Annotated in this window: 25 protein-coding genes; 18 read left to right on the plus strand and 7 right to left on the minus strand. The window is 69.5% G+C overall.

Features of this window, described 5'->3' with window-relative positions; translation table 11 throughout:
- Positions 1-40: 40 nt before the first annotated feature.
- Positions 41-1,336 (minus strand): citrate synthase, encoded by a 1,296-nt coding sequence (locus ESP70_RS08205; RefSeq protein WP_149688816.1) that lies wholly within the window; start codon positions 1,334-1,336, stop codon positions 41-43.
- A 248-nt stretch (positions 1,337-1,584) separates the two neighbouring features.
- On the opposite strand from ESP70_RS08205, the gene rplM reads away from it, so the two are divergent.
- The 6 genes from rplM (at position 1,585) to ESP70_RS08235 (ending at position 6,484) form a co-directional block, all read left to right on the plus strand.
- Positions 1,585-2,028 carry a 50S ribosomal protein L13 gene (rplM, locus tag ESP70_RS08210; protein WP_056209342.1) on the plus strand — a complete coding sequence of 148 codons (444 nt, stop codon included), beginning with the start codon at positions 1,585-1,587 and terminating at the stop codon, positions 2,026-2,028.
- An 11-nt stretch (positions 2,029-2,039) separates the two neighbouring features.
- Positions 2,040-2,537: a 30S ribosomal protein S9 gene (gene rpsI, locus ESP70_RS08215; RefSeq protein ID WP_056209340.1), complete on the plus strand. Its 498-nt coding sequence runs from the start codon at positions 2,040-2,042 to the stop codon at positions 2,535-2,537.
- A gap of 6 nt (positions 2,538-2,543) precedes the next feature.
- Entirely contained in the window at positions 2,544-3,890 is a 1,347-nt protein-coding gene (glmM, locus tag ESP70_RS08220) for a phosphoglucosamine mutase (protein ID WP_149688818.1), read from the plus strand.
- 97 nt (positions 3,891-3,987) lie between these two features.
- Positions 3,988-4,674: a hypothetical protein gene (locus ESP70_RS08225; RefSeq protein WP_149688819.1), complete on the plus strand. Its 687-nt coding sequence runs from the start codon at positions 3,988-3,990 to the stop codon at positions 4,672-4,674.
- Positions 4,675-4,812: 138 nt separating this feature from the next.
- A complete protein-coding gene (locus tag ESP70_RS08230) occupies positions 4,813-5,475 on the plus strand; it encodes a hypothetical protein (RefSeq protein ID WP_149688820.1) in 663 nt (220 codons plus the stop codon).
- 34 nt (positions 5,476-5,509) lie between these two features.
- Positions 5,510-6,484, plus strand: a complete 975-nt coding sequence (locus ESP70_RS08235; protein WP_188110553.1) for a GNAT family N-acetyltransferase — start codon at positions 5,510-5,512, stop codon at positions 6,482-6,484.
- Positions 6,485-6,715: 231 nt separating this feature from the next.
- Here the strand turns inward: ESP70_RS08235 and coaA are convergent, their stop codons facing one another.
- Positions 6,716-7,657, minus strand: a complete 942-nt coding sequence (gene coaA, locus ESP70_RS08240) for a type I pantothenate kinase (RefSeq protein ID WP_056209324.1) — start codon at positions 7,655-7,657, stop codon at positions 6,716-6,718.
- A gap of 102 nt (positions 7,658-7,759) precedes the next feature.
- Here coaA and glmS point away from each other — a divergent pair, with 102 nt between their 5' ends.
- The 11 genes from glmS to ESP70_RS08295 all read left to right on the plus strand — a co-directional run bounded on the left by glmS (position 7,760) and on the right by ESP70_RS08295 (position 17,350).
- Complete coding sequence (gene glmS, locus ESP70_RS08245; RefSeq protein WP_149688822.1) at positions 7,760-9,604, plus strand: glutamine--fructose-6-phosphate transaminase (isomerizing); 1,845 nt, start codon at positions 7,760-7,762, stop codon at positions 9,602-9,604.
- A gap of 80 nt (positions 9,605-9,684) precedes the next feature.
- Entirely contained in the window at positions 9,685-10,038 is a 354-nt protein-coding gene (locus ESP70_RS08250) for a holo-ACP synthase (protein WP_056399174.1), read from the plus strand.
- On the plus strand, positions 10,032-11,429 hold the full coding sequence (locus ESP70_RS08255) for a bifunctional ADP-dependent NAD(P)H-hydrate dehydratase/NAD(P)H-hydrate epimerase (protein WP_149688823.1): 1,398 nt from the start codon (positions 10,032-10,034) through the stop codon (positions 11,427-11,429). Before ESP70_RS08250 ends, ESP70_RS08255 begins: the two co-directional genes overlap by 7 nt.
- Positions 11,426-12,550, plus strand: a complete 1,125-nt coding sequence (gene alr / locus ESP70_RS08260) for an alanine racemase (RefSeq protein ID WP_149688824.1) — start codon at positions 11,426-11,428, stop codon at positions 12,548-12,550. Before ESP70_RS08255 ends, alr begins: the two co-directional genes overlap by 4 nt.
- Positions 12,547-13,524 carry an alpha/beta fold hydrolase gene (locus ESP70_RS08265; RefSeq protein ID WP_149688825.1) on the plus strand — a complete coding sequence of 326 codons (978 nt, stop codon included), beginning with the start codon at positions 12,547-12,549 and terminating at the stop codon, positions 13,522-13,524. The genes alr and ESP70_RS08265 overlap by 4 nt, the downstream gene beginning before the upstream one ends.
- Positions 13,521-14,489 (plus strand): tRNA (adenosine(37)-N6)-threonylcarbamoyltransferase complex ATPase subunit type 1 TsaE, encoded by a 969-nt coding sequence (tsaE, locus tag ESP70_RS08270; RefSeq protein ID WP_149688826.1) that lies wholly within the window; start codon positions 13,521-13,523, stop codon positions 14,487-14,489. Before ESP70_RS08265 ends, tsaE begins: the two co-directional genes overlap by 4 nt.
- Before the next feature lie 148 nt (positions 14,490-14,637).
- Positions 14,638-15,273 (plus strand): tRNA (adenosine(37)-N6)-threonylcarbamoyltransferase complex dimerization subunit type 1 TsaB, encoded by a 636-nt coding sequence (gene tsaB, locus ESP70_RS08275; RefSeq protein WP_149688827.1) that lies wholly within the window; start codon positions 14,638-14,640, stop codon positions 15,271-15,273.
- Complete coding sequence (locus ESP70_RS08280) at positions 15,270-15,701, plus strand: GNAT family N-acetyltransferase (RefSeq protein WP_149688828.1); 432 nt, start codon at positions 15,270-15,272, stop codon at positions 15,699-15,701. Before tsaB ends, ESP70_RS08280 begins: the two co-directional genes overlap by 4 nt.
- A complete protein-coding gene (locus ESP70_RS08285; RefSeq protein WP_149688829.1) occupies positions 15,698-16,108 on the plus strand; it encodes a RidA family protein in 411 nt (136 codons plus the stop codon). The genes ESP70_RS08280 and ESP70_RS08285 overlap by 4 nt, the downstream gene beginning before the upstream one ends.
- Positions 16,105-16,500, plus strand: coding sequence for a DUF5709 domain-containing protein (locus tag ESP70_RS08290; RefSeq protein ID WP_223148663.1), 396 nt, complete (start codon positions 16,105-16,107; stop codon positions 16,498-16,500). Before ESP70_RS08285 ends, ESP70_RS08290 begins: the two co-directional genes overlap by 4 nt.
- A gap of 88 nt (positions 16,501-16,588) precedes the next feature.
- Entirely contained in the window at positions 16,589-17,350 is a 762-nt protein-coding gene (locus ESP70_RS08295) for a lysophospholipid acyltransferase family protein (protein WP_149688830.1), read from the plus strand.
- Between the two features lie 10 nt (positions 17,351-17,360).
- Here ESP70_RS08295 and ESP70_RS08300 read toward each other — a convergent pair whose 3' ends face one another.
- On the minus strand, positions 17,361-17,873 hold the full coding sequence (locus tag ESP70_RS08300) for a DinB family protein (RefSeq protein WP_149688831.1): 513 nt from the start codon (positions 17,871-17,873) through the stop codon (positions 17,361-17,363).
- A gap of 38 nt (positions 17,874-17,911) precedes the next feature.
- On the opposite strand from ESP70_RS08300, the gene tsaD reads away from it, so the two are divergent.
- Entirely contained in the window at positions 17,912-18,958 is a 1,047-nt protein-coding gene (gene tsaD, locus ESP70_RS08305) for a tRNA (adenosine(37)-N6)-threonylcarbamoyltransferase complex transferase subunit TsaD (RefSeq protein ID WP_246161971.1), read from the plus strand.
- Here tsaD and ESP70_RS08310 read toward each other — a convergent pair.
- The 4 genes from ESP70_RS08310 to ESP70_RS08325 all read right to left on the minus strand — a co-directional run bounded on the left by ESP70_RS08310 (position 18,955) and on the right by ESP70_RS08325 (position 22,337).
- Entirely contained in the window at positions 18,955-19,806 is an 852-nt protein-coding gene (locus tag ESP70_RS08310) for a 5-oxoprolinase subunit C family protein (protein ID WP_149688832.1), read from the minus strand. The genes tsaD and ESP70_RS08310 overlap by 4 nt on opposite strands.
- Positions 19,803-20,384 carry a 5-oxoprolinase subunit B family protein gene (locus tag ESP70_RS08315; protein WP_149688833.1) on the minus strand — a complete coding sequence of 194 codons (582 nt, stop codon included), beginning with the start codon at positions 20,382-20,384 and terminating at the stop codon, positions 19,803-19,805. Before ESP70_RS08315 ends, ESP70_RS08310 begins: the two co-directional genes overlap by 4 nt.
- Positions 20,381-21,097, minus strand: coding sequence for a LamB/YcsF family protein (locus tag ESP70_RS08320; protein WP_149688834.1), 717 nt, complete (start codon positions 21,095-21,097; stop codon positions 20,381-20,383). Before ESP70_RS08320 ends, ESP70_RS08315 begins: the two co-directional genes overlap by 4 nt.
- Before the next feature lie 85 nt (positions 21,098-21,182).
- Entirely contained in the window at positions 21,183-22,337 is a 1,155-nt protein-coding gene (locus ESP70_RS08325) for a class I SAM-dependent methyltransferase (RefSeq protein WP_149688835.1), read from the minus strand.
- Between the last annotated feature and the right edge of the window lie 25 nt (positions 22,338-22,362).

Raw genomic sequence — 22,362 nt, forward strand, 5'->3', positions numbered from 1 at the left:
GGGTCCTTTCGACAAGCTCAAGGAACATCAGGACACCTGGTTACTTCCAGCGCTCCTCGGCGGGGACGAAGTCGAGCTGCCGATCGCCGGTGTAGATCTGCTTCGGGCGGGCGATCTTCTGCTCCTTGTCGTCCACCAGCTCGAGCCACTGCGCGAGCCAGCCGGGCGTACGTCCGATGGCGAACAGCACCGTGAACATCTCGGGCGGGAACTGCAGTGCTTCGTAGATCAGGCCGGAGTAGAAGTCGACGTTGGGGTAGAGCTTGCGCGAGATGAAGTAGTCGTCCTCCAGCGCGATGCGCTCGAGCTCCTGGGCGATCTCCAGCAGCGGGTTGACGCCGGTGACCTCGAAGACGTCGTCGCAGGCCTTCTTGATGATCGTCGCGCGCGGGTCGAAGTTCTTGTAGACCCGGTGCCCGAAGCCCATGAGCTTCTCGTCGCCGTTCTTGACGCCCTCGATGAACGCCGGGATCTTGTCCTTGGTGCCGATGCGGCGGAGCATCTTGAGGACCGCCTCGTTGGCGCCGCCGTGCAGCGGGCCGTAGAGGGCAGCGATGCCGGCGCTGACCGCCGAGTAGGGGTCGACCTGGCTCGACCCGACGGAGCGGACGGCGTTGGTCGAGCAGTTCTGCTCGTGGTCGGCGTGCAGGATCAGCAGGACGTCGAGGGCCTTGGCGAGTCGGGGGTCCGGGTCGTACTTGGGCTCGCTCATCTTGAACAGCATCGAGAGGAAGTTCTCGGTGTAGTTGAGGTCGTTGTCGGGATAGACGTAGGGCTTGCCCTGCGCGTGCCGGAACGACCAGGCGCCGAGGGTCGGCATCTTGGCGATCATGCGGACGACCTGCTCGTGGCGGACGTCGTGATCGCTGATGTTGCGCGCCTCGGGGTAGAACGTCGACAGCGCTCCGACGCTCGACAGCAGCATGCCCATCGGGTGCGCGTCGTAGCGGAAGCCCTGCATCAGCGACTTGACGTTCTCGTGCACGAACGTGTGGAACGTGATCTCGTGCACCCAGCGCTCGTGCTGCTCCTTGGTGGGCAGCTCGCCGTGGATCAGGAGGTAGGCGACCTCGAGGAACGTGGACTTCTCCGCGAGCTGCTCGATGGGGTAGCCGCGGTACTCGAGGATGCCCTTGTCGCCGTCGATGTAGGTGACGGCACTGCGGGTCGAGGCGGTGTTGGTGAAGCCGGGGTCGTAGACCGCGAGGCCTGGTGCGTCGGCGGTCTTGCCGATCTTGCCGACGTCGCCGGCACGCACGGTTCCGTCGGTGATCGGGAGCTCGTACTCCTCGCCCGTACGGTTGTCGCGGACGGTCAAAGTCTGGTTTTCGGTCACGATGGGTCTCCTGTGACGGCGGGGAATTGCCCTGCTGCGAGGTGATGCAGCCATCAACCAACTTAGTGCGGGTCTGCAATTCACACGATCTGGGGTCATGGGTGTGAGACGAGGGGCCCCCTCGTTTTGACCCGAGTGGCTGCCGCCGGTTAACCTTGTGTGTCGTGTCTCCGTCGGCTTGAGCCGCGGATGCGACCGCCGAAAGTTTTGATCAACCGCCACACCACCAAGAACGAGAAGGTCACGCCGTGCGTACGTTCAGCCCCAAGCCGTCTGACATCACCCGTCAGTGGCACGTCATCGACGCCGAGGACATCGTCCTGGGCCGTCTCGCCGTCCAGGCTGCGACGCTGCTGCGCGGCAAGCACAAGCCGACGTACGCGCCTCACGTCGACGGTGGCGACTTCGTCATCATCGTCAACGCGGAGAAGGTCGCCCTGTCGGGCAACAAGCGCACCGACAAGCTGGCCTACCGCCACAGCGGCTACCCGGGCGGACTCAAGTCCATCGCCTACGGTGACCTGCTCGACAAGGATGCCCGCAAGGCGATCGAGAAGTCGGTGCGCGGCATGCTCCCCAAGAACCGTCTGGGTGATCAGCTGATCACGAAGCTCAAGGTCTACTCCGGCCCCGAGCACCCGCACCACGCCCAGAAGCCCCAGCCGTTCGAGATCACGCAGATCTCCCAGTAAAGAAGAGCATCGTGACTGAGACCAGCACCGAAGAGACCGAGTTCGAGACCAACGCCGAGGGTGTCGCATACACCTCGGAGACCGTTGGCTCCGCTGTCACCTCCGACAAGCCCGCGACGATCGCACCGGGTGCCGCGACGGGCCGCCGCAAGGAAGCCATCGCGCGCGTCCGCATCGTGCCGGGCACCGGCGTGTGGACCGTCAACGGCAAGCCGCTCGAGGAGTACCTCCCCAACAAGCTGCACCAGCAGATTGCCAAGGAAGCCTTCGCCGAGACCGGTCTGCAGGACCGCTTCGACGTCATCGCTCGCGTCACCGGCGGTGGCATGACCGGCCAGGCCGGCGCGCTGCGCCTCGGTGTGGCCCGCTCGCTCAACCAGATCGACGAAGAGGTCAACCGTCCGGTGCTCAAGAAGGCCGGACTCCTGACGCGCGACTCGCGCATCAAGGAGCGCAAGAAGGCCGGCCTCAAGAAGGCCCGTAAGGCTCCCCAGTACAGCAAGCGCTAGACCGCTGTGGGCCGGATCTTTGGCACAGATGGCGTTCGCGGACTCGCGAATCGTGATCTGACCGCAGAGCTGGCTGTCGACCTCGCGGTCGCGGCAGCCCACATCCTCGGTGAGGTCGGTGCTTTCGCCGACCAGCGTCCGACCGCAGTCGTTGCCCGCGATCCCCGCGCCTCAGGAGAGTTCCTGGAGGCCGCGGTGGTCGCGGGTCTTGCGTCTGCCGGCGTCGACGTGCACCGGCTCGGCGTCGTGCCGACCCCTGGTGCCGCCTATCTGACGTCCTATCTCCAGGCCGACATGGGCGTCATGATCTCGGCGAGCCACAACCCGATGCCCGACAACGGCATCAAGTTCCTCGCGCGCGGCGGCCTCAAGCTCGACGACGACCTCGAGCTGCTGATCGAGCAGCGCCTCGAGGAGCCGTGGGACCGGCCGACCGGGTCAGACGTGGGCCGCATCGGCGACAGCCACGCGGGTGTGGGTGCCTACGTCAAGCATCTGGTCGCATCGTCTCCCGGCCCGCTCGACGGCCTCACGATCGTGCTCGACTGTGCCAATGGGGCGGCCTACGAGGTCGGGCCCCAGGTGTTCGAGCAGCTCGGCGCCACGATCATCCCGATCCACGCCGAGCCCGACGGCCTCAACATCAACCTCAACTGCGGCTCCACGCACCTCGACGACCTGCAGAAGGCCGTCATCCACCACGGCGCCGACGCCGGCTTCGCGTTCGACGGCGACGCCGACCGCTGCCTGGCGGTCGACCACTCCGGCGCCGTCGTCGACGGTGACCAGATCCTCGCGATCCTCGGCATCGCCGCGCGCGATGCCGGCCGGCTCGCCGACGACACCGTCGTGGCGACCGTGATGAGCAACCTGGGGTTCGTCCAGGCGCTGCACGCAGCTGGCATCACGGTGATCCAGACCGCCGTCGGTGACCGTTACGTCCTCGAGGCGATGCGTTCGGGCGGCTTCAACCTCGGCGGTGAGCAGTCGGGGCACGTCATCATGGCCGACTTCGCGACGACCGGTGACGGCGTCCTGACGGCGGTGCACCTCGCCTCGCGTATCCGCGAGACCGGTCAGACGCTCGAAGAGCTCGCGTCGGTCATGACGCGGCTGCCCCAGGTGCTGATCAACGTGCCCGACGTCGACAAGGCCCGTGCCGACACCGACCCCGTCCTGCAGGGCGAGGTCGCGATCGCCGCGGCGCGGCTCGGCGACAGCGGTCGCGTGCTGCTGCGCCAATCCGGCACCGAGCCGCTGGTCCGCGTCATGGTCGAGGCGGCCACGCACGACGAGGCGACCGAGGTCGCACAGCACCTCGCGGGCGTGGTGCGCGCGACCCTCGCGCTCTGACATGAGAACGTCTGGCGAAATTCGGGTAAATCGCGGACAAGCGGTCTTATAGGTCTGTACTTTTTTGGGGAATTTCGCCTAACCCGAGGAGTACTCCATGAAGTCCATCCGTTTGATCAGTGCTGCCGCCGTGGCGGCGGCCGGTCTCGTCGTGGTCGGCGCGACCACCGAGTCGGCCAGCGCTGCCGTGTCGAAAGACCTCACCACCACCTACTCGTCCGTCATCGCCGGTGAGAAGTTCAACCTCTCGGGGCACGTGCAAGCGTCTCGCACGGTCAAGCTTCAGTACCGGTCGAAGACCACCGATCCGTGGACCACCAAGTCCACGCCGACGACGAGCAGTTCCTCCGGGAACTTCGCCTTCACGAACCTGACCACGACCAAGACCCGCTACTACCGCTTCTACGCTCCGGCGACCGGCGACTACTCGAAGATCTTGGGCAACTCCAAGAAGATCACGGTCGTGACCCAGAAGGTCGGCTCGTACCTCACGCCGAACCCGATCTACTTCTACACCGATGGTGGGAGCGTGAACGAGACAGTGCACGCGGTGATCACGATCTACCCGGCGCGCGTGCGTCCGGTCAAGTTCACGACCCCGAACGGCACCAACGTCACCGTCTACACCGATTCGAAGGGTCACGCAGTCGCACCCTTCAACCTCAACAAGGGCGCGGGAACCTACAGCATCGTCCCTGTCGTCCAGGCCACGAACGGGGCGCCGGCCAAGAGCGGTTCTCCGGCATCCATCTCCGTGCAGCGGGGATACTTCATCATCCTCTGACGGTCTGTGAGGGCCCGGTCGGCATGCCGACCGGGCCCTTCGCCCCTTCCGGGAGGAATCCCGGTATTCACATGACGAGGCTCGAGAGCGTCTGTAGCGTTCAGGCGAGATGAGCTTTCTTCCAAGGAGGGAACCCACATGCGAGCCGTACGCGCGCTCTGTGCAGTCGCCCTGTCCGCCGCCGCTCTTGTCGCCGCGGGTGCGGCGACCCAGTCCGCCAGTGCGGCAGGTGCGCTGGACATCTTCTTCCAGTACCCGAACGCGATCAAGGGTGAACACATCTCCCCGTCCGGAACGATACCCTCGGGTGGCGTCCGGACTGTGAAGCTGCAGTACCGTTCAGGCACGACGGGCGTGTGGACGACGAAGCTCACGACCAAGAGCGCACCCAACGGCTACTTCTACTTCCAGACCACCGACACCCGGACGCACTACTGGCGCTACGTCGTCCCGGCGGGCGGCGGCAAACCTGCCATCACCGGCACTCCGAAGAAGCTCCCGGTGGTCAGTCAGAAGGTCGAGTACTTCGGTGTCACACGCAGCTGCGACAACACCGGGCACAACATCGTCAGCGCGTGGGCCGACTTCTTCCCAGCTCGCCAGGGGCGCCCGGTGAAGTTCTCGACGCCCGAGGGTGATCGGACGGTGGTGCAGGACGGTCGCGGTGTCGCGCACATGGACGTCGTGACGGACGGGGGCGGGACGGTGGTCGTCCACGGCACTGCTCTGGTCTTCGATGCCGCTCCCGCGAAGTCGACCGGCAATGCGTCGGTCTCGCTGCCGATCTGCGCGTTGCCGTGACATCCGGGACCCTGTCGATCCGCCGCGCGAACGTGTGACGATCCTCGAGCTCCTCGATCCCGCGAACGACGACCAGTTCGCGGCCTTTCACGACGTGTACGTCGCCGGGCACGACGACGAGTGGGACCGGCCTTACACGGCGCGCGAGCAACGGGCCGAGCTGCTGCAGGACGTGCCGCACCTGCGGATCGCGGGTGTCCTGGCCCGCGACGACTCCGGGACGCCGGTTGGGATGGGCTACGTCGAGCTCCCGCAGAAGGACAACCTCGACCTCGGCTACATCGACGTCGTCGTACGGCCGGAGCATCGCCGCCAGGGTCACGGCACCGCGGTGCTGGCGCGGATCGCCGAGATCGCCCGAGTGGCGGGCCGGCACACGTTGTACGTCGAGGTGCGGTGGGATCTCGACCAGAAGGGTTCGGGCCGCACGGCGTTCGCCGAGGCGATGGGCTTCCGGCGCGACCTGGTCGACGCGCACCGGGTGCTGACGCTGCCCGCGGACCTGCCGGAGGCGCCGCCGCGCGACGGCTACACGCTGCACGCGTGGCGCGGACCGTGTCCGGAGGAGTGGATCGACCAGTACGCCCATCTGTTGTCGCTGATCGTGCAGGAGGCGCCGTCGGGCGACTATCCGCTCGAGAACGAGTTCTTCGACCGCGCCCGCATCCGCACCGACGAGCAGCTCCTCCGGCTGCAGGGTCGCGTGATGCAGGTCGTCGCGGCGGTGTCACCCGATGGCGTGCTGGCCGGCCACACGCAGCTGCAGTTCTCCGAGACCGACGCCCTCAACGCGTACCAGTGGGACACCCTCGTGCTGGCCGACCATCGTGGCCACGGCCTCGGGCTCTCCTTGAAGGTGCGGGCGATGGAGGAGGCCGCGGACCTGCTCGCGACCCGGCGACACGTCCACACGTACAACGCCGCGAGCAACGGCCCGATGATCGCGGTCAACGAGAAGCTGGGGTTCCGGCAGGTCGGCTGGCTCGGCGAGTACGTCCGCACGCGCTAGGTGCGAGCGCACGAGTCCAAGCGATTCCGGCACTGTCGGGGACAGGCGCCGGTCGCGCCTCAGTCCGTCACCTTCTTCGAGGTGACTCCGAGCTTCCCGTGCTCGAATGTCAACCAGCAGGACGCCACGACGTTTGAGCCCGGGTCGCCACGACGGACCAGGAGAACAGCGCGCCGCCCAAGAGCTCGGCGCCGTTCACGTACAAGCAGGAGGTCTGCGACCTCTGATCGCTCAGATCTTGCGGAGGCGGACCCATTCGACCGAGTGATCGGGTCCCTTCCGCAGGACGAGGGATGCCCGCCCGCGGGTGGTCTGGATGTTCTCGCGCAGGTTGGGCAGGTTGATCGTGTCCCACAGCTCGCCAGCGCGGGCCTCCGCCTGCTCGTCGGTCAGTGCGCTGTAGCGGTGGAAGTAGGACGCGGGGTCCGCGAACGCGGTCTTGCGCAGCGTCAGGAAGCGGTCGACGTACCAGCGGCGCAGGTCGCGGCCCGAGGCGTCGACGTAGATCGAGAAGTCGAAGAAGTCGCTGACCGCGAGGCCGGGGCTGCCGTCGCCGCGGGGCCGCGCCGGCGCGAGGACGTTGAGGCCCTCCACGATGACGATGTCGGGCGCCTTGAGCGTCACGACCTCCTCGGTGCGGTCGTAGGTGAGGTGCGAGTAGACCGGCGCGGAGACGACCTCGACGCCGGACTTGACCTCCATGACGAACCGGAGCAGCGCCTTGCGGTCGTACGACTCGGGGAAGCCCTTGCGCTCCAGCAGCCCGCGGCGCTCGAGCTCGGCGTTGGGGAACAGGAAGCCGTCGGTCGTGACCAGGTCGACGACGGGGTGGTCGGGGGAGTGCGACAGCAGCTCGCGGAGCAGCCGCGCCGTGGTCGACTTGCCGACCGCGACGGACCCGGCGATGCCGATGACGAAGGGCGTGCGGTTGGCCTGCGGAGCGTGGAGGAAGGCCTCGGTGGCCTGGTAGAGCGCACCGGCGAGGCGTACGCGCATGCTGATCAGCTGCGTCATCGGCAGGTAGACCTGGCGGACCTCCTCGAGGTCCAGCTCGTCGCCGAGTCCTCGTACGCGCTCGATCTCGGCCGGCTGCAGCGGTTGCGGGGCGTCACCGGCGAGCGCGGCCCATGCGGCGCGTTCGAGCTCGACATACGGTGACTGGTCGCGCGTCATGCCGCCATTCTCGCGCCTGCCTCGTATGACGGGCACACGCGGTCCCCTCGCAGGCCTCACGCGACGGCGGTGGCCACCCGTCGCGCCGGTAGTCTGGACCCCATGTGTGGAATCGTCGGATATGTCGGACAGCGCTCTGCGCTCGACGTCGTCATGGGTGGCCTGAGGCGTCTTGAGTACCGCGGGTACGACTCCGGCGGAGTCGCGCTCGTCCATGAGGGCACGATCGTGTCGGCCAAGAAGGCCGGCAAGCTCGTCAACCTCGACGCCGAGCTCGAGGCCCGGCCGCTGCCGGTCGCTCACACGGGCATCGGCCACACGCGCTGGGCGACGCACGGCGCACCCAACGACCGCAACGCACACCCGCATCTCGATCAGACCGGTCGCATCGCGGTCGTGCACAACGGCATCATCGAGAACTTCGCGACGCTGCGCGCAGCGCTCGAGGCCAGCGGACACGAGCTGCTCTCCGAGACCGACACCGAGATCGTCGCGCACCTGCTGCACGACGAGCTCGAGCACACCGACGACCTGCCCGAGGCCGTACGCGCCGTGTGCCGCAAGCTCGAGGGCGCGTTCACCCTGGTGATCTGCGACGCCGCCAAGCCCGACGTCGTCGTCGGCGCCCGCCGCAACTCCCCGCTGGTCGTCGGCCGCGGAGACGGCGAGAACTTCCTCGGCTCGGACGTCGCGGCGTTCATCGAGTTCACCCGCGACGCGATCGAGCTCGGCCAGGACCAGGTCGTCACGATCACGCCGGACGACATCGTCGTGACCGACTTCGACGGCAACCCCGCGGAGACCAAGGAGTACCACGTCGACTGGGACGTGTCGGCTGCCGAGAAGGGTGGCTACGACTGGTTCATGCTCAAGGAGATCGCCGAGCAGCCGCAGGCCGTCGCCGACACGCTGCTGGGCCGGCACTCCGCCGACGGTCGCCTGCAGCTCGACGAGATGCGGCTGTCCGACAGCGAGCTGCGCGACGTCGACCGCATCATCATCGTGGCGTGCGGCACCGCGGCGTACGCGGGGCTCGTGGCCAAGTACGCCATCGAGCACTGGACCCGCATCCCCTGCGAGGTCGAGCTGGCCTCGGAGTTCCGCTATCGCGACCCGATCATCGACCGGTCGACCCTCGTCGTGTCGATCAGCCAGTCCGGCGAGACGATGGACACCCTCATGGCGGTTCGCTATGCCCGCCAGCAGAAGGCCCGCGTGCTGTCGATCTGCAACACCAACGGCTCGACGATCCCGCGCGAGTCCGACGCCGTGATCTACACCCACGCGGGACCGGAGATCGCGGTCGCCTCGACCAAGGGCTTCCTCGCCCAGATCGTCGCGTGCTACCTGCTCGCGCTCTATCTCGCGCAGGTCAAGGGCACCAAGTACGGCGACGAGATCAGCGACATCATCGCCGACATCCAGCAGATCCCGGCCGCGGTGCAGCGGATGCTCGACGACGGTGACCAGATGCGCAAGCTCGCCGCCGATCTCGCGGGTTCGCGGTCGATCCTGTTCCTCGGCCGTCACGCGGGCTATCCGGTCGCGCTCGAGGGTGCGCTCAAGCTCAAGGAGCTGGCCTACATCCACGCCGAGGGCTTCGCCGCCGGCGAGCTCAAGCACGGGCCGATCGCGCTGATCGAGGAGGGTCTGCCGGTCTTCGTCGTCGTGCCGCCCAAGGGCCGTGACCAGCTGCAGGAGAAGACCGTCAGCTCGATCCAGGAGATCCGCGCCCGCGGCGCTCGTACGATCGTCCTCGCGGAGGACGGTGACGAGGACGTCGTGCCGTACGCGGATCACCTCGTCCGGCTGCCCAAGGTCCCGACGCTGCTGCAGCCGCTCGTCGCGGTCGTGCCGCTGCAGATCTTCGCCAGCGAGTTCGCCTCGGTCCTGGGCCACGACGTCGACCAGCCCCGCAACCTGGCCAAGTCCGTCACGGTCGAGTAGATGACGATCAACGCGGTCCTTGAGCCTGTCGAAGGGACGTCCTCTCGACAGGCTCAAGGAGCGGGCTGCAGGATCGAGCCATGACCATTCTGGGCATCGGGGTGGACGTGGTGGATCTGGCGCGCTTCGCCGAGACCCTCGAACGTACGCCGACGATGCGCAGCCGGTTGTTCACCGACGCCGAGGCGCACCTGCCGGTCGAGTCGCTCGCGGGACGCTTCGCCGCCAAGGAGGCGTTCGTCAAGGCGCTGCGAGCGCCCGCCGGCATGTCGTGGCAGGACATCGAGGTCGTCAACGGTCCGCAGGGTGCTCCGGAGTTCCAGCTCTACGGTGCGGCGCTCGACCGGGCCAAGGAGCTCGGCATCACGACAGCCCACCTGTCGATCTCCCACGACACGAGCGTGGCGACGGCGTTCGTGGTGGCTGAATGCTGAGTGCCCACACCGTCGGCGACATCCGTGCCGCCGAGGAGGCGCTCGCCGCGACGCTTCCCGATGGTGAGCTCATGCGGAGGGCTGCGCGGGGGCTTGCCGACAGCTTGGGGCTGATCCCGGCCGGCGAGGTCGTGGTGTGCCTGATCGGGCCGGGCAACAACGGCGGCGATGCGCTGTATGCCGCGACCCACCTGCTGGACCGTGGCGTCCGGGTCGACCTGTGCCTGCTCGACGAGTCCACGGTGCACGCCGAGGGGCTGGCCGCTGCCCAAGCGGCGGGAGCCCAGCTCGTCAAGGCACCCGGCGGGCAGCATTGGTGCCTCGACGCGATCTTCGGCATCGGCGCGCGCCCGGGACTCACCGGCAAGGCCGCGGAGTGGGAGAGCTGGCTCGACCACGAGCGGCCCTACACGTTCGTGGTCGACGTGCCGTCGGGCGTCGACGTCGACGGAGCGACGCTGCCCGGCGTCCACATCGGCGCAGAGGCGACGGTGACCTTCGGGACCTACAAGAACGCCTTGCTCGCCGACCCCGCGGCGGGCGCAGCCGGCACGGTCTCCCTGGTCGACATCGGGCTCGCTCCCCATCTGCCCTCGCCGTCGATCGAGGCGATCGACGCCTTCGACGGTCACCTGCTCGATCGGGCGCTGCCGGACGAGCGCTCGCACAAGTACTCCCGCGGCGTGCTGGGCATCGCCGCTGGCTCGGAGCAGTACGCCGGCGCGGCGCACCTCTGCGTCGCCGGCGCCCAGGCGGGGCTGGCCGGGATGATCCGGTTCGTCGGCAGCGCGGCGCTCAGCCAGCGCGTCGTCGACCGGGCACCCGAGGTCGTGGCCGGGCGGGGCCGAGTGCAGGCCTGGGTCGTGGGACCCGGCAGCGGCGATGACGCCGAGTCACAGCTCGCGATGGCGCTCGAGGACGGCGTGCCGGTCGTGGTGGATGCGAGCGCGCTGCAGCACGTACCCGATCGGTTCGAGGTCCCCGCACTGCTGACGCCGCACGCCGGCGAGCTCGCCGCGATGCTGGACACGACGCGCGAGCAGGTCGAGGGTGACCCGCTCGGGCACGCCACCGCGGCCGCCCAACGTTGGAACGCCACGGTGCTGCTCAAGGGCCGCCGCACGCTCGTCGCGCAGACCGGAGCGCCGACACGGGTCAACCTCAGCGGGTCGGCCTGGCTCGGCACCGCCGGCGCGGGCGACGTGCTCGCCGGGTTCGCCGGTTCGCTGCTCGCTGCGGGCCTCGACCCGCGCGACGCGGGATCCGTCGCGGCGTACCTCCACGGCGTCGCCTCGGTCCAGGCCAATCCCGACGGTCCGATCGTCGCCACCGATGTCGCGTACGCGCTACCGTCGGCGGTCGCTGCGTTCGTACGAGGGGACCTCGCGTGACGGCGCCACAGGCCGAGGCGGTCATCGACCTCGACGCGTTCCGGGCCAACATCGCCGCGCTCAAGGCGTGCGCACCGCAGTCGGCGTTCATGACGGTGGTCAAGGCCGATGGCTACGGTCACGGTGCGGCGCGGGTGGCTCGGGCAGCGCGTGACGCCGGGTCCGAGTGGCTCGGCGTGGCGACCCTCGACGAGGCACTTGCGCTGCGGCGGGCCGGCGACCGGGGCGATCTGCTGTGCTGGCTCGCGGCGCCCGGTGCCGACTTCGCCGCGGTCATCGACGCCGGGGTCGAGGTCACCGCGTCTTCGACCGATCAGCTCGCCGAGATCCTCGCGGCGCCGGCGACCGTACGCCCGAAGGTCCAGCTCAAGGTCGACACGGGGCTGTCGCGCAACGGCGCGTTCGGCGAGCAGTGGACCGAGCTCGTGGCCGCCGCCACCGTGGCTCAGATGGGCGGGGCGGTCGAGATCACCGGCGTGTGGTCGCACCTCGCCTGTGCCGACGAGCCCGGGCACCCCGCCAACGGCGCGCAGGAGGCGGCGTTCAACGCTGCGGTCGACGAGCTCAGGGCGGCCGGTGTCGAGCCGGCGCTGCGGCACCTCAGCAACTCAGCTGCGACATTGACCAGACCGTCGGCACATTTCGAGCTCGTCCGCGTCGGTATCGCGGCCTACGGCATCCGGCCGGATCCCCGCATGACGTACGAGACTGCACTGACCCCCGTCATGACGTTGCGGGCGCGTCTCGCTGCGGTCAAGCGCGTCCCGGCGGGTGCCAGCGTGTCGTACGGCCACACCTGGACCGCCGAGCGTGAGACGACGCTGGGCCTCGTGCCGATCGGCTACGGCGAGGGCATTCTGCGCACCGCGTCCAACCGCGCCGAGGTCGGCTTCGCAGGTGGACGCGCGCGCCAGGTCGGCGTGGTGTGCATGGACCAGTTCGTCGTCGACCTCGGTGACGCCGAGGCTGCTCGCGGCGACCTGGTCACGGTGTTCGGACCCGGCGCTGATGGCGAGCCGACTGCCGAGGACTGGGCCGAGGCCGCGGGCACCATCGCGTACGAGGTCGTCACCCGACTCGGTGGCCGCATCGAGCGTACGTACGTGGGGGAGTCTGAATGAGTCGTACGGCGAAGGTCGCGACGACCGCCGGGGCGTTCGTGGCCGCCGGCGTCGTCGCCACGCTGCTCAACGGCCGGCAGCGGCACCAGCGGCGGTTGCGGCGCGGCGAGGACGTCGAGTTCGGCTCGGTCCACAGTGATCCCGTGCAGGTCACCGCGACGGACGGGGTGCTGCTCAACGCCGAGATCGACGAGGCCGAGCGCAAGACCCCGACGGTCGTGTTCGTGCACGGCTGGGTCGAGTCGATCGACGTGTGGCACTACCAGCGGCTCGCCCTGCGCGGCAAGGTTCGCATGGTGTTCGTCGATCTGCGCTCGCACGGTGAGTCAGGTCGTTCCTACCTCGACAACTCGTCGATCCCGCATCTCGCCGACGACCTGCGCACCGTCATCAGCACGCTGGTGCCGCGCGGGCCGATCGTGCTCGTGGGCCACTCGATGGGTGGCATGGCGATCATGGAGCTCGCCGCAGCGGAGCCCAAGCAGTTCGGCCGCCGGGTCAAGGGCGTCGTGCTGATCGCCACGAGCTCGGGCAAGCTGATGCGCAGCAGCCCGGCCCTGCGCTACCTGATCCCGTTCCTGCGCGTCGCGTCGCCCGTGCTGGACTGGGGTCGTACGTTCAACAGCTATTCGATCGTTCGGCGGTGGGGCCTCGGCCCGAACGCGCAGGAGCGCCACGTCGACATGACCAACGAGCTGATCCTGAAGTCGCCGACGCATGTGCTGATGGACTTCTACCCCAACTTCGTCTCCCTCGACCTGACCTCCGGCCTCGAGGTCATGGGCAAGGCCACGACGGTGGTCGTCGGCGGCACGGCCGACCTCATCACGCCGATCAAGCACAGCCGGCGCCTCGCCGAGGCGATTCCCGGCGCCAAGCTCGTCGCGCTCGACGACGTCGGCCACATGGTGATGTTCGAGGAGCACGAGAAGGTCACCGAGGTCATCGAGGACGTCCTGGAGGGACTCACATGACCGCCTTGAATGTCATCCACGCCGGGCCGGAGCACGCCCCGCAGATCGTCGACATCATCCACCGTTCGTTCGGGGCCCGTCCCGCCCTCGACCCGCCGTCGACGGCGTCGGAGGAGACCGTCGAGTCGGTCGCCGCGGTGCTAGGGACGGCTGGGGGGCTGCTGGTCGAGCGTCGCGGGCTGCCGATGGGCGCGATGCTGTTCGACGAGTCGCGGCCCGGCCAGCTCGGCCTCAAGCGGGTCTGCGTCGATCCCGACATCCAGGCGCGCGGCGTCGCATCGGCGATGGTCGGTGTCGCCGAGGACACCGCCGAGGAGCGCGGCAAGGACGGCATCTGGCTCGACGTGCGCGAGGAATTGCCCGAGACGGTCCAGTTTTGGTCGCGGCGGCTCTACCACCCGGTCGGCCGCGATCGCCAGTTCATCGAGTTCGGCAAGACGCTGTGGCTGGCCCGCGAGGTGCCGACGCCCGACGAGATGCACGACCTCGCCGCCAAGCTGTCGACGCTGCTGCGGCCCGGCGACCTGCTCGTCCTGTCGGGTGATCTCGGCGCCGGCAAGACGACGTTCACCCAGGGCCTCGGCGAGGCGCTGAGCGTACGCGGTCCGATCACGTCCCCGACGTTCGTCATCGCTCGCACGCACCCGTCGCTCGCCGACGGCCCGCCGCTCGTGCACGTCGACGCCTACCGGCTCGGCAGCGCCGCCGAGCTCGACGACATCGACCTCGACGCCACGACCGAGGAAGCCGTCACGGTCGTCGAGTGGGGCGACGGCATGGCCGAGCAGCTCTCGGACAGCTGGCTGCACGTACGCATCGAGGTGCGCGGCGCCCGGCCGATCGACCCCCTCGGCACGCCGCACGAAGGCGATCTTGTCGACGAGGCCGAGCCGCGCGTCGTGACGGTCAAGCCCCACGGCCCCCGCTGGGTCGGCGTACCCCTGCGCTCGACCCTCCTCTCCTGACCCCCGCTGACGAGTCACTCCGGTCACCGTGACGAGTCCCTCCGGTCAGTGTGAGGAGTCACTCGACTGGTGCCAAGTGACTCGTCGGCACGCACGGAGTGAGTCCTCAGCGCGATGGGAGTGACTCGTCAGCGTTAGGGTTCATGGCGTGCTGCTGCTTGCGTTCGACACCGCCACCCCGGCCATCACGGTCGCCGTCCACGACGGCGAACGCGTCGTCGGTGAAGCTGCCGGCGAGGGCGCGATGGCGCACGGTGAGCTGCTCGCCCCGGCGATCAGGGACGCCGTCGCCCAGGCCGGCGCCACGATGGCCGACCTCACCGATGTCGCGGTCGGCGTCGGGCCCGGGCCGTTCACCGGCTTGCGGGTCGGCGTCGTCACGGCGTTGACCCTCGGCTCGACGCTGGGCCTGACGACCCACGGCGTCTGCACGCTCGACATCATCGCGGCCGACACCCAGGTCGAGGGCGAGTTCCTGGTCGCCACGGATGCGCGCCGCAAAGAGGTCTACTGGGCCCGCTACGGAGCCGATCACGTACGCCTTGACGGTCCACATGTCGACTTTCCGGCCGACCTCGCGAGCCGGCACCCCGACCTTCCGACGTACGGGCGAGGGGGCGAGCTCTACGACGGTGTCCTCCGCGCGGCGGGCGAGGCGAACGATCCCCGCGCGGCGGCGTTGGCGCGGATCGTCGTCGCCGGTACGGCCGAGGCGTTGCCGCTCGAGCCGCTCTACCTGCGCCGCCCCGACGCCACTCCTTCGGTCGCGACCAAGCGCGCATGATCCGCGCGGCGGCTCTCGCCGACGTCGACGCGATCGTGGTGATCGAGAGCGACTGCTTCGGCACGGACGCCTGGAGCGCGACGCTCGTCGCCGCAGCGGTCGAGGGGGAGCGCAGCACCGTGTTGATCGACGACCTCGACGCGTACGGGGTGATCGCGGTCGCCGGTGACGTCGCCGACCTCGAACGCATCGCCGTCATGCCCTCCCGCCGCCGGCAGGGCGTCGCCGGCCGGGTCCTCGACGCTCTGTGCGTCGCCGCCCGCGCGCAAGACGCCGATCGCATGCTGCTCGAGGTCGCGGCGGACAACGACGCGGCGATCGCGTTCTACGACGCGTACGGGTTCACGACGATCAGCCGGCGCACCGGCTACTACCGTGGCGGCGTCGATGCGCTCGTCATGCAGCTCGAGCTCCAGGAGGACCGATGAGGAAGAACGTCAGCTCACCGTCACCGTTCGAGGACGTCGTGGGCTACTCCCGCGTCGTCCGCGTCGGCAACAGCGCGTGGGTCGCCGGCACCACCGCGACCGTACGCGGTGAGGTCGTCGGGGTCGGCGATGCGTACGAGCAGGCGCGGGTGGCGTTCGGCATCGCGCTCGCGGCGCTCGGCACAGCGGGCCTCGAGACGCAGCACGTCGTCCGTACGCGGATGTACGTCACCGACATCGCCGACTTCGACGCGGTCGGCCGCGCACACAAGGAGATCTTCGACGTCGTACGCCCGGTGGCGACGATGGTGCAGGTCGTGGCGCTGGCCCGGCCCGAGCACCTCGTGGAGGTCGAGATCGACGCACACATTGCGCCCTCGGGGTGGCGTGGAAGGCTGGGCACATGACCGAGACCCCTGACACCTTTGACGACGACGGCGACGGACCCGACCAGGACGCGATCTTCGACGATCCGGACGAGACGCTCGACTCGGGCTACTCGCCCCCGGAGAGCTATCGCGGCGAAGGCTTCGGCACGACCGCCGACGAGGCCCTGCAGGGCGAGTCGCTCGACGAGCGCCTCCGCCAGGAGGAGCCCGACGACGACCCGTACGCCGAGCCGGGCGAGGACCTCGACGACGGCGAGGTCGGCACCGAGCGCGCCGGCCGTCTGGTCGACCCCGACGAAGGGTTCGGCGAGGACACCGAGAAGGACCTCGTGGGCGAGGACGTCGGCATCGACGGCGCCGGTGCGAGTGCCGAGGAAGCCGCCGTCCACGTCGTCGAAGACGACCAGTGACAGAGCGTTGACGACGACTGAGCGGGACCCGGCGTGAGCCCGATCTCGATCATCGCTTCGGTGCACGCGTGTGCACTAAGGTGACCTGATGCGCGACATCACCTACCCCCCGGTCATCCTCACGGCGCGGATGTTGTTCAAGGTCCTCGGCATGAAGTTCCAGATGTCAGGCACGGAGCACATCCCGCGCACCGGTGGCGCGATCCTGGCGGCCAACCACATCGGCTACGTCGACTTCATCTTCGACGGCTTCGCGGCCCAGCCGAGTGGGCGTCTCGTGCGCTTCATGGCCAAGAAGGACGCATTCGACCACAAGATCTCCGGGCCCATCATGCGCTCGCTCCACCACATCTCGGTCGACCGCGACAACGGCCAGGCGTCGTACGACCAGGCGGTCGAGTACGCCCGCAACGGTGAGATCGTCGGGATCTTCCCCGAGGCCACGATCAGTCGCTCGTTCGAGATCAAGGAGCTCAAGACCGGCGCCGTACGCATGGCCGCCGAGGCCGGCGTGCCGCTCATCCCGATGGTCACCTGGGGTACGCAGCTGCTGAAGACCAAGGACCACCCGTCCGACATGAAAGGCCGCGGCAAGACGATCGGCCTGCACGTCGGCGCGCCGCTCGAGGTGACCGGCGAGGACCCGGTCGCCGAGACCGCCCGCCTCCGCGAGGCCATGACGGCGCTGCTCGACAAGGCGATCGCCGACTATCCCATCAGCCCCGAGGGCAAGTGGTGGGCGCCGGCACGACACGGCGGCACCGCCCCGACACCGGAGCAGGCCAAGAAGCTCGACGAGGAAGAGCTGATCGCCCGCGCCGCGCGCCGGGCAGCCAAGAAGGCCGAATAGCCGGCGAGGGCTAGTCGCCGACGGAGCCGTCGGCCATCTCGCGCAGCAGGTCGAGGTGGCCGTTGTGGCGGGCGGTCTCCTCGATGAGGTGCAGCAGGATCCACCGGGCGGTCAGCGGTATGTCGCGCGACTGCTTGCCCTGCATCACCATGTCGAGGTCGACGGTCTCGAACACCGCACGGGTGCGCGCCGCCTCCTCCTCATAGAGCCGGATGACCTCGTCGAGCGGCAGCTCCAGGCCCTGCCGGAGCTCGGCGTCGGGATCCTCCTCGGTCCATGGGCCGTCGTCCTCGCCGCCGAACAGGTCGGCGTTGACCCACGACCGCTCGACCCAGCGCAGGTGGTTGAGCAGCGCAGCCGGGGTGGTCAGCGGTGAGGTCTCGATCGGGGCATGGCGTGCCTTGTCCTCGTCGAGGCCCTGGACCTTGAACACCGCGGTCTCCTGGACATAGCGCAGCATCGTGAGCAGGAGCGTGCGCTCGTCCCACGGGCCGTCGGGTCCCGGGTCGTCAGATCTCGTCATGGCTCGAGCCTCCCACACGGGCCTGTCACAATGGCGGCGTGAGCGAACCGTTGGTGATGGGCATCGAGTCGTCCTGCGACGAGACCGGCGTCGGCATCGTGCGTGGCACGGAGCTGCTCGCGCACGCGCTCTCGTCGAGCATGGAGCAGCACGTACGCTTCGGCGGCATCGTCCCCGAGGTTGCCAGTCGTGCCCACCTCGAGGCCATGGTGCCGACGCTCGAGCAGGCGTATGCGGAGTCCGGCGTACGCGTGCAGGACGTCGACGCGATCGCGGTCACCAGCGGTCCTGGCCTGACCGGCGCACTGCTGGTCGGTGTCGCAGCGGCCAAGGCCCTGGCGCTGGCGCACGACAAGCCGCTCTACGGCGTCAACCACCTCGCCGCTCACGTTGCGGTCGACCAGCTCGAGCACGGCCGGTTCGACGAACGTGCCGTCGCCCTGCTGGTCAGCGGCGGTCACACCGAGATCCTGCTCGTCGACGACATCGTCACCGGCATCACGCTGCTTGGCCAGACGATCGACGACGCCGCCGGCGAGGCGTTCGACAAGGTCGCCCGGCTGCTCGGCCTGCCCTATCCCGGCGGCCCGCACATCGACCGCGTCGCCCGCGACGGCGACGCCTCGACGATCGCCTTCCCCCGCGGCCTGACCGGTGGGCGCGACCTCGACAAGCACCGCTACGACTTCTCGTTCTCGGGCCTCAAGAGCGCCGTCGCCCGGCACGTGCAGCACGAGGACCGCATGGGTCGTACGTTCGCGGTCGCCGACATCGCCGCGTCGTTCCAGGACTCGGTCTGCGACGTGCTGACCAAGAAGGCCATCGATGCGTGCCTCGATCACGACGTCAAGACGCTCATCATCGGGGGTGGTGTGGCTGCCAACGGCCGCCTGCGCCAGTTCGCCGAGGAGCGCGCCGCCAAGGCCGGCATCCAGATCCGCGTGCCGCGCATCGGCCTGTGCACCGACAACGGCGCGATGGTCGCGGCGCTCGGTGCCGAGGTCGTACGCCGTGGGCTTCCGCCGTCGTCGCTCAACCTGCCGGCCGACTCGAGCATGCCGGTCACCGACGTCGTCGCCGCCTAGCTCACCCGGCTGAACCGCACGACCTGCCCCGGCGCCGCTTGGGCAAGCCGGTCCGTGTGCCGGTTGAGCACCACCGCGAGGACGGGGTAGCCGCCCGTGACCGGATGGTCCGGCCCGAACACGATCGGCTGGCCGTCCGCCGAGACCTGGATGCTGCCGCGCACGCACGGCTCGCTCGGCAGCTCGTCGGGGCGCGCCCGCTCGAGTGCGGGACCGGTCAGGCGGACGCCGACCCGGTCCGAGGCCGGGCTGACCTGCCACGGCGACTCGAGCAGCCGGCGCACGGCCGTCGTCGTGAACCAGTCGTCGCGCGGGCCGAGCATCACGTCGAGCGTCAGCTCGCCGGTACGCCCGAGGGTCGGCACGTCCTCGATGTCGGGCGGATGCGTCGCGGCACCCAGGGCGAGCCGGTCACCGTCCTTCAGCGGCGCTGGGCCCAAACCGGCGAGAGTGTCGGTCGAGCGGGAGCCGAGCTCCTCCGGCACGGCGAAACCGCCGGCCACGCCGACGTACGACCGCAGGCCCGCCGCGGGCGCGCCGAGCGCCAACCGCTGGCCCGCCTGCAGTGGGATCGCCCGCCCGTACGCCCGAGGGTCGCCATCGACCGTGACCGGACCGGCGGCACCCGTCACGGCCACCCACGTCGGGGTCTCGGCGCGCAGCACGAGCTCGCCGCGCAGCACCTCGAGGGCAGCGGCACCCGGCTCGTTGCCGAGCACGAGGTTGACCTGGCGCAGCGCCGACCGGTCGAACGCGCCTGACGGACTGACCCCGAGGTGTCCCAGGCCCGGTCGGCCGAGGTCCTGCACGAGCGTCAGCAGCCCCGGCGACTCGATGACGAGGGTCATGCCGCGACGAACCTCACCGTCATGCCGGCCCTGAGCAGCGCTGGCGGTTCGCGAGCGGTGTCCCACATCGCCAGCCCGGTGTGGCCGATCAGCTGCCAGCCGCCCGGTGACTCCCGGGGGTAGACGCCGCTGAACTCACCCGCCAACCCGACCGCGCCCCCCGGCACCCGGTTGCGCGGCGAGTCGCGGCGCGGCACCTGCAGCCGCGGATCTCCGCCGACGAGGTAGGAGAACCCCGGCGCGAATCCGCCGAACGCGACGGTCCACGGCGTCCCGGTGTGCGCCGCGACGACCTCGGCCGGCGTCAGGCCGGTGAGCCGGGCGACATCGTCGAGATCGGCGCCGTCGTACGCGACCGTGATCTCGACCTGCGGCCCGTCGAGCGATGCAGCCGTGGCCACCGGCGACGTACGACCGACGAGCGACCGCAGCGCAGCGGGATCGCCGCGGAGCAGCACGCTCCGGGCGCCCAGCACGACCTCTGCCTCGTCGTGCAGCGCGGCGAACCAGCGTTGCGCCTCGTCGAGCGACTCGCAGTCGAGCAGCAGTGCGGTGTCGCCGTACGGCTTGAGGTTCACGCGATGACGCTCGAGAGCTCGGCCCCGTGCGCCTCGAGCGCAACGCGGACGGCCCGGGCCAGCTCGACCGCACCGGGGCTGTCGCTGTGCACGCAGACCGACGACACGCGCTCCATCAGGCGTATGGCCTGGGCCGCGACGGCCTCAACGTCATCGAGCACCGCGCCGGGCTCGCTGCGCGGCACGAGCCTCCCGTCGGACGTGTAGGCCCGATCGGCGAAGCCCTCGCGGATGATCGGGATGCCGGACGCCTCGGCGATCGACAGCGACACCGAGCCGGGCAGTCCCAGCAGGGGGAGGGGTGTGGCGAGACCCTGGAGGGCGTCGACCACGGCCTGCGCCTGGACGTCGTCGTCGACGATGCGGTTGTAGAGGGCGCCGTGGGGCTTGATGTACGCCACGCCGCCGCCGGCCGCCCGGGCGATCTCGTCGAGCAGCAGGATCTGGCTCAGCAGCTCGCCGGTGAGCTCGTCGGACGGCATGTCCAGGTGCAGCCGGCCGAAGTTGTCCCGGTCCGGGTAGCCGACCTGGGCACCGATCGACACGCCCCGCTCGACCGCAGCCTCGCACGTCGCCCGCATGAGATCGGCGTCCCCGGCGTACGCCCCGCAGCACACGTTGGCGCTGGTCACGATGTCCAGCAGTGCGACGTCCTCGCCCGAATCCCACCGGGGCCACGACTCGCCGAGATCCGCGTTCAGGTCGATCCGCATGCGCTCAGCCTATGCCCCGAGATTTGGATGCCGGTGCACCACAAAGCGGTCGGCCGTGGTGCACGAGAATCCAAATCTCGGCGTGTCAGAGGCGCTCGACGAGGTAGGCCCGGCCGTGACCGAGGACCCGGGTCATGATGATCGTCGCGGTGTTGGGGCCCTTGAGCTTGAGTCGGCGGATCAGCTCCTCGGGCACGATGTCGACGCCGCGCTTCTTGACCGTCAGCGTTCCGACCCGCCGCACCTGCAGCGCCGCCTTGAGCGGCTTCTCCCTGAACGGCAGCTCGTCGATGATCCGGAATCCCCGGGCCAGCGGCGTCGTGTGCCGGGCGTCCGAGGCGACGTACGCGATGTGCGCATCGGGCAGCCAGCCGCCGATCGTCGCGGCGAGCTCGCTGACGAGGCCCGCGCGGATGACGGCGTCGTCGGGCTCGTAGAGGTAGGCCCCGACGTCAGCCACCGCGACGGGCTCGCCGGTCGACACGAGCCCGGCGCCGGACGGCAGCACCGTGGCCCTGCGGGTGGCCGTCGCGAACGGTGCTCCCCAGAGGCACGCCTCGACGAGGTTGCCACCGTCGCTGACCCACTCGGCCTCGACGCCGGTCGGCACCGCGTCGTGGGCGAGTCCGGGCATCAGCTTGGCGACGGCACGTCCCGCCAGCAGCTCGCGCACCCAGTCCCACGGTGGCTGCAGGTCGGACGTCGAGAACGTACGTCCACGGCCGTCCCTGCGCGCCGGATCGATGAAGGCGACGGTGTCCGGCGCCAGATTGACCCTGAGTGCGTCGCCGCGCACGACGTCGCCCGAGAGCTCGAGGGCCTCCAAGTTGGCACGGGCGATCGCCGCACGTACAGGTTCGATCTCGACGCCATGCACCGTGATCCCGGCCCGTGCGAAGGCGATGAGGTCGGCCCCGATGCCACACCCCAGGTCAACGACCACGCGAGCGCCGGTCGATGCCAGCCTCTCGGCGCGGTGCGTGGCCACCGACATGCGCGTCGACTGCTCGAGAGCATCGTGCGTGAAGTACATCCGCGCCGCGTCGGCGCCGAACTTGGTCGCCGCCCTGCCCCGCAGGTGGTTCTGGGTCACGGCGGCTGCGACGAGCGCCGGCGCGTACGTCTTGCGCAGCCGGGTGCCGAGCGCCAGGTCGGCCTCCACGCCGGCGCGTCGCGCGACCTCGTCGAGCAACAGCTGACCCGCGGGGGACAGCAGCTGCTCGAACGTCGCCAGATCCATGGAGGCAGTCTGCCGTGTAGGAAAA

This window comes from Aeromicrobium ginsengisoli, assembly GCF_004134905.2.
In the GTDB taxonomy this organism is placed as follows: Bacteria; Actinomycetota; Actinomycetes; order Propionibacteriales; family Nocardioidaceae; genus Aeromicrobium; species Aeromicrobium ginsengisoli.